We start from the raw sequence: 7,325 nt of genomic DNA, 5'->3' as shown, positions 1-7,325 counted from the left end.
CCCTGGCCGGCGTGGTCGCCGGCTTCACCCCCTACCTGTACTGGTCGTTCCTCGCGGTCAACCCGGTGCTCCCCCCCGACGAGGGGCAGGCCCAGTACGTGGATCTGGCGTTCCAGCTCTCGCTGGCCGGGGCGGCCACCCACCAGCTGCCGCTGGACGTGCCGCAGGCCGCCGGGGAACCGCTGCACTACCACTGGTTCGGCTTCGCCCACCTGGCCGCCACCAGCCTGGTCAGCGGCGTCGACCTGCCGACGGTGTTCTTCCGGCTCGGCGTACCGGCACTGTGCGCCCTCGCGGCCGTGCTGGTGGCGGTGGTGGGCTGGCGGATCACCGGCCGCCCGTACGCCGGGGTGGTGGCCGCCGCGCTGATGTTCACCGTCGGCGAGTTCGGCTTCGAGAACGGCTGGCGGCAGCTCTTCGGCACCCAGACCACCTTCATCGTCTGGGGCAGCCCGTCCATGACGTACAGCTGGGTGTTGCTGCTGCCGCTGCTCGCCGCGCTCGGCGAGGTCGTCGGCCGGGCCCGCGGGGTGCGCGTGCCGCCGCTCGGCCGGGGCGCCTGGGTGCTCGTGGTGCTCTTCCTGGCCGCCTCCACCGGCGCGAAGGCCAGCACGCTGCCCGTGGTGCTGGCCGCGCTGGCGGTCACCGCCGCGGTGGCGCTGGCGACAAGCCGCCGGCTGCCCCGGGCCGTGCTGCTCGCCGCCGGACTGGCCCTGGCCGCGCAGTTCTTCGCCACCGCGGTGCTTTTCGCGTTCACCAGCCACGGGGTGACCGTCGATCCGTTCTCCGGGCTCCGTCCGTACGTGCCGGCCGGCCGCTCGGCCGGGTTCACCGCGCTGGTCCGGGCGGGCGTGTTCCTGGCGTTCCTGCTCAGCCTCCAGCTGCGGCTGGCCGGGGTGCCGGCGCTGCTGTGGCCGCGCCGCCGGCGCCTGGCGCCGGTGCAGGTGTTCCTGCTCGGCGGCGCGCTCGCCGGTCCCGCCGCCTACCTGCTCCTCGGGCACCCGGGCAGCAGCAACCAGTACTTCACCCGGACCGGCTTCGCCTTCGGCGTGCTGCTCTCCGCCTGGGGCTTTGCCGAGGTCGCCGACCGCGCCGCCCTCTCCGCCCGGGGCCGCCGGCTGCTCGGCGCGGGGACCGCCGGGTTCGCGATGCTGCTCACCGCGATCCAGTTCGCCGCCGCGACCAGCACACCGGCCACCCCGGCGTACGCCCCGGTGCTGCCGCTGCTGTGCTGGGCCGGCGTGCTGGCCGCGACGGCGCTCGTGGTGGCCCGGTCCTGGCCGGCGCTGGTCCGGCGCCGGCCCGCTCTGGCCGGCCGGGGCGGTCTGGTGCTGCTCACCGCCGTGCTGGCCGCCGGGGCCCCCGGCCTGGTGCTGGACGCGGCGGCGGCCCGGCGGTACCCGAACGGCGGCGCCTACCCGGTGGTGGCGATGCCGGCCTCCCGGGTCGAGGCGGCCCGCTGGGTGTACGCGCACAGCGCCCCGGACGACGTGCTCGCCACCAACGTGCACTGCCGGGTCGTGGTGGACGGCTGGTGCGACGCCCGCACCTTCTGGCTGAGCGGCTACGCCCAGCGGTCGGTGCTGGTGGAGGGCTGGGCCTTCGCGCCCCGGATGGTGGGCCGACCGGAGGGCCCGTACGCGCCGTTCTGGGACCCCGCCCGGCAGCGGGCCAACGACGACGCCTTCACCGCGCCCACCGCCACCGGCCTGGCCGCCCTGCGTGACCGGTACGGCGTGCGCTGGCTGGTCGTCGACCGCGACGTCGGCCGGGAGTCAGCGACGCTGCCCACCCTGGCCGACCTGCGCCACGACAACGGCCGGGTGGCCGTCTACCTGCTCCGGTGAAAGGAGGGGCCCCTTGTTAACAGACGTCTGTTAACAAGGGGCCCCTCCTTCGCCGTCAGCCGAGCGGGACCGCCCGGGCCAGGGCTGCGCCGTCCGACTCGAACGCCGCCAGCAGGGATGCCGGCGTACCGGTCACCGGCACCACCACGGTGATCGGCGAGCCGGCGGCCAGCGGCACCGTGCGGCTGCCGATGGCCCGGTCACCGTCCCAGCCGTACAGGTACGCGGTGCCGGCCCGGTCCGCGGTCAGGGTGACCGAGACGCCGCCCGCGACCGTACGGGCGTCGGTGAGCCGCAGCGCACCGTCCGGCAGCCGGGGTACGGCGGCCGGGGCGACCCCGTCCACGGCCGACTGCGCGATGGTCTGCGGGCTGTGCACGCTGCGCGCGGCGGTGTCCGGGAAGACCGGTGCGCTCGGCTGGCGGGCCGCCGGGGCGTAGCCGGGCAGGGTCACCAGGCCGTACCGGTACGGGTCGGCCCGGACACCGGTGAACGTCGACCAGCCCAGCCGCGACTGCGAGGTCAGGTCCTGCGTGTCCGAGTCGTAGACCAGCACGTTGAAGCCCATCCGGGCCGGGTCGACCGCGTCCGGCAGCACCGCGAACGGGATGCTCGCCTCGATGGTGTAGCCCGTGTACGGCGCGCTGACCTTGCTGACCACGGTCATGCCCGGCGCGGTCGTCGCGCCCGGGCCCTGCCGGTTGTCGGCGTCCCGCTGCCAGCACGGCGGGTCACCGTTGGCCGGATCGTCGGTGACCGGGAAGATGCCGGCCTTGAACACGGTGGAGGTGTCCGCCGAGTTCCCCTTCGGGTCGATGATGATCTCGACGCTGTCGGTGCGGCGCTGCCGCTTGCAGTCCTGCGGCACCACCTTCCGGCCGAGCACGTCGTCGGTGACCTGTACGTAGACCTTCAGGGCGTCCTCGGTCCAGGCGATCCGGCCGGTCGCCGAGGCGTCCTGCGGCGTGGTCGGCTCGCCCTCCCAGATCCGGGAGAGGTCCAGCTCCGGGCCGGGGTACTCGCCGGGGGCGGCCACCCCGTCCACCGCGTCGGCGGCCCCGGCGTGCGGCACCTCGCTGGTCGGGACGATCTCCAGGGCGCCGGTCTCGACGGTGCGGCCGGCGGCGCTGGTCGTGGTGATGGTGATGCCGTAGTCGCCGTCCGTCCCGCCCTCGTTGGCCGTGGGCAGGGTGGCGTCGGTGTTGGTGACGGTGAAGGTCACCGCACCGGTGGCGCCGGGTGCCAGCTCGGGATAGCTCTTGGTGGCCGCGTCGGCGGTGAACCCCGCCGGCAGGCCGAGGGTGACCTCGCCGTGCTGCGCGGTCTCGCCGTGGTTGCGCAGGTCGACCCGGACCGTACGACGCTGCCCGGAGCCGATGGCGAGCACCGGCTTGATGAGCGTGTCCAGCTGCGGGTAGCCGCTCTCGCCGGCCCAGTTCCGGAAGATGCCCACCTCGGGCAGCGGCTCCAGGGTGCCGCGTACGTCGGCGACCACCCGGACCGCCCGGTCGGTGCGGCCGGCGCCCTGCCCGGTGGCCAGGGTGGCGCCGACGAGCTGCTGCTGGTTGGTGGCGGCGTCGGCCGGCACGGTGACGGTGAAGGTGGCGGTCCGTTCCCCGCCCGCCGGCACCGCGGCACCCAGGGCGCCAGCGCCGGTGGCGGTCCAGCCCGGCGGCAGCCGCAGCGCGAGCCGGGGCGCGGTCAGGGCCCGGTCCCGGGAGGCCCTGACGTGCGCGGTCACCTCGACGGTCTCGCCGGGGGCGAGGTCGAACCGGTCCGTGGTCAGGTACAGCTCGGCCCCCTGGGGCAGCCCGCCGGCCGCGGGCGGCAGCACCGAGCCGCGCAGGATCGCCTCCGGGGAAACGTCGGCCGGGTCGTACGGGACCCGGCTGTCGACCAGCGTGTAGAAGTCGCAGCGGATCTTCGTCGGATCGGTCGGGGCGGCGGCGGTGCCGGCCCAGCCCTGGGTGGCGTAGTCGCGGCGGGCGTCCACCTCGATCTCCGCCCAGGTCTTGCCGGTGTCGCTCGGGGTGCCCTCCCAGACCCCGAAGACCTGATCGGTGGGCACCGTCGGGACGAAGCTCGACGCGCACGCCGGACCGGCGGACGAGCTGCCGGTCCCACCCGTACGCAGGAACTTCGCCGCTCGGAACGGCTTCAGGCCCTCCTTCGAGAGCTGCTCGGGGAAGGCGTTCGGGTCGGCGGCGGCGTGGAACGCCTCCGCGGCGAACCGGGCGGCCTGCTGGTGGTTGCCGTGGTTGCCCGGGGTCGGCGACGGGTTCATCGTCAGCACGATCTCCGGCCGGGTCTGCCGGATCACCCGCACGATCTGCGCGAGGGTGTCGTCGTGCCCCCAGATCCGCTCCGAGAGCGGCGCCGAGGCGGTGTACCAGAAGTCGACCCGGTCCAGGTTGTAGAGGTTCTCCACCCCGGCCCGGCCGATCGCGGTGCGCTCCTCGCGCTCGCGGATGATGCCGAGTGGGGGGCCCTCCTCGAGGCCGACCGCGTTGCCGCCGCCCTCGCCCCGGGTGATGGTCACGACGCCGGCCTTCACGCCGTAGCGCTCCTTCCACTGGCCGAGGGTGGCGAGGCTGCCGGCCTCGTCGTCGGGGTGGGCGCTGACGAAGAGCACGTCGAGGTCGACGGTGCCGGCGGGGTGGGCGGGCGCGGGTGCGGCGAGGGCCGCGCCCGGGACCCCGGAGAGGGCCAGGGCGAGGGCCGTGGGTAGCAGGAACGCCTTGAGTCGCATGCGGATCCTTTCGACGTGGCGAGATCCGGGCAGCGCCCATCGACGTCGGACGCGTGACGCGTCGACGTGGTGGTCGCGTTCGGACGGTGGGTGGTGGGCGACGGGACGGCGGGCGCCGACGGGCGCCCGGGGTCACCGGTACGCAGCGGCACGGGGATCCGTACACACTGGAAGGCCTTCGCCCGGTGACGCTAGGGACCGGCGCGGCGGCCCGTCAATGCTGTGCAAGATCTTTCTTAATTTGCGAAAGAAACTAACTGGGCGCCATGTGCGCTCTCGACCCCCGGATTCAGCACGGGAGGGTTGCCCCTCGAATGCCTAATCGGTCGACATTTCAGCAGCTCATCACCGCCCCGTCGGGCGGCCGAGACGCTTTCGTTACTTGACTAGATAGTTCGTTCGCCGTAGGAAGGAAGTGTGACTGACGTGGTGACGCCACCGACGAGCCCGGTGAGCCGGGAGCGGTCGAAGGAGATCAAGCGGCTCTCCGTGATCTCCGCCGCCCGCCAGGTGCGGGTGCTCTCCCGTGCCGAGTTGACCGAGCTCACCGGGTTGAGCCCGGCCACGCTCACCCCGCTCGTCCGCGACCTGATCGCGGAGGGCTACCTGATCGAGCGCGGACCCGGCGCGTCCCGGGCCGGACGGCCGCGCGCCATGCTGGAGTTCAATCCCCGCGCCGAGCTGGTCGCGGCCGTCTCGCTGGAGCCGTCCCGGATCAGCTGCGAGATCGCCGACAGTGACGGCGCGGTGGTCGCCCACCGCACCGTCCGGCTCACCGGCGACATGGTCGACCTGATCTGCACGGCGGTGCCCGAGCTGGCCGGCGACGGACTGCCCGCGCTGCGCGGCGTGGCCATCGCCGCCCCGGGCGTCTCGTCGGGTGGCGCGGTCCGGCTCGCCCCCTCGGTCGGCCTGGTCGAGGGCCGGCCGATAGGGGAGTCGGTCCAGCGGCGACTCGGCGTGCCGGTGGTGGTGGACAACGACGTGAACCTGATGGCCGCCGGCGAGCACGCGGCCGGCGCCGGCACGGACGTGGCCGACCTGCTCCTGCTGCACGTGGCCGACGGCATCGGCGCCGGCCTGGTGCTGGACGGGCAGGTCCGCCGGGGCTCCGGCGGGGCGGCCGGCGAGGTCGGCTTCCTGCCGCTGGACCCGGCCGACCGGGGGCACGACGGGGTCGGCCCGTTCGAGGCCCGCTGGTCGGAGAACGCCATCGCGGAGAAGATCGTGTCCCTGGCCCCGGGGCGCCGTCCCGAGTCGCCGGTCCGGGCGCTGGTGGAGCTGGCCGCCGCCGATGACCGGGCCGCCGCCTACCTCGACGAGGTGCTCGCGGCGTGGTCCCGCCTCATCGTCGCCTGCGCCTGCGTGGTCGACCCCGGCCGGGTCCTGCTCAGCGGGGCCGCCGCCGAGCTGGACGACGCCGCCGTGGACCGGCTCCAGGCCCTGGTCGCCGCCGCCGCGCCGAGCCCGACCGAGGTGCGCCGGGCGGTCCTCGGCGACCGGGCGGTGCTGCACGGCGCGATCAGCTACGCGCTCTCGGCCGCCGCCGCGGGACTGTCCACCCTGCTGCCGGCCCCCTGACCCTTCCCTTCAGAACAACCCAGTTCCCCCACACCCCTCGGAGGTACCCCATGAGACGTCGACTTCTTCTCGCCGGAGCGCTCGCCGCGGTCCTCGCCGCCGGCACCGCCTGCGGTGGCGGCGCGAGCGACAAGGCCGCTGGCGGCACCGAGAAGCTGACGATCTACACCGCCCGCGACAAGAAGGTCGCCACCTTCGTCGTCGACAAGTTCACCGCCAAGTACCCCGAGTACAAGGGCAAGGTCGAGGTCCTCAACCTCGGCGCGCAGGAGATCCTGGAGCGGGTCCGGGCCGAGAAGGCCAACCCGCAGGCCGACGTCTGGTGGGGCGGCACCCAGCAGGGGCTCGCCGCCGGAGCCGGCGAGGACCTGCTCACCGCCTGGCAGCCCTCGTTCGCCGGCAAGATGGACGCCAAGTACAAGGACCCCGAGGGCCGCTGGTTCGGCGAGATCCTGCTGCCCGAGGTCATCATGTACAACAACAAGGCCCTCACCCCGGAGCAGGCCCCGAAGGACTGGGACGACCTGCTGAAGCCGGAGTGGAAGGACAAGATCATCATCCGGGACGTGGCGGCCTCCGGCACGATGCGGTCGATCTACGCCTCGATGATCCAGCGGCAGTCGCCGGACGGCAGCAACCCGCAGCCCGGCTACGACTGGCTGAAGAAGCTCGACGCCAACACCGGCGCGTACGCGGCCAACCCGACCGACCTCTACCTGAAGATGTCCCGCCAGCAGGGCGTCCTCAGCGCCTGGAACCTGCAGGACATCCTGCTCCAGGCCAACCAGTCCAACATGCCCTTCGGGTACGTGATGCCGGCCTCCGGTGCCCCGGTCCTGGTCGACGGCCTGGCCGCGGTCAAGGGCGGCAACACCACCGGCGCGCAGAAGTTCATCGAGTTCCTCTTCGACGACTCGCTCCGCGCCGACCTGGCCAAGGACTACTACCAGATCCCGGCGGTGGACATCGCCCAGAAGCCGGAGTGGCTGACCCAGCTCAACCTCAAGCCGCTGGACGTCAACTGGGACGTGGTCGGCAAGAACGAGACCGAGTGGATCAACCACCGGAACAGCCAGATCAAGAACAAGGGCTGACCCTCCGGGGTGCCGGGTGCGTGACGGCGGCCGGCACCCCGCCTCTCGTACGCA

General features: G+C 73.7%; 4 protein-coding genes. 3 read left to right on the top strand and 1 reads right to left on the bottom strand.

Going from position 1 to position 7,325, the window contains the following annotated elements:
- Positions 1 to 1,847, top strand: a 1,847-nt coding sequence (locus ONA70_RS15680; protein WP_265007164.1) for a hypothetical protein, incomplete at its 5' end; no start/stop codon positions are given.
- A 55-nt stretch (positions 1,848 to 1,902) separates the two neighbouring features.
- Here ONA70_RS15680 and ONA70_RS15675 read toward each other — a convergent pair.
- Entirely contained in the window at positions 1,903 to 4,596 is a 2,694-nt protein-coding gene (locus ONA70_RS15675; protein WP_265007163.1) for a sugar-binding protein, read from the bottom strand.
- A 417-nt stretch (positions 4,597 to 5,013) separates the two neighbouring features.
- Here ONA70_RS15675 and ONA70_RS15670 point away from each other — a divergent pair, with 417 nt between their 5' ends.
- Together ONA70_RS15670 and ONA70_RS15665 are read left to right on the top strand one after the other, a co-directional pair.
- The gene (locus ONA70_RS15670; RefSeq protein ID WP_265007162.1) at positions 5,014 to 6,177 is read left to right on the top strand and encodes an ROK family protein; all 1,164 of its coding nucleotides are present in this window, start codon (positions 5,014 to 5,016) and stop codon (positions 6,175 to 6,177) included.
- Positions 6,178 to 6,227: 50 nt separating this feature from the next.
- On the top strand, positions 6,228 to 7,271 hold the full coding sequence (locus ONA70_RS15665) for an extracellular solute-binding protein (protein ID WP_265007161.1): 1,044 nt from the start codon (positions 6,228 to 6,230) through the stop codon (positions 7,269 to 7,271).
- The last annotated feature ends 54 nt before the right edge of the window (positions 7,272 to 7,325 follow it).

This window comes from Micromonospora yasonensis, assembly GCF_026013475.1.
Classification (GTDB): Bacteria; Actinomycetota; Actinomycetes; order Mycobacteriales; family Micromonosporaceae; genus Micromonospora; species Micromonospora yasonensis.
The sequence above is the reverse complement of the archived record's forward strand: the minus strand, read 5'-3'. Positions and strand labels throughout refer to the sequence as shown.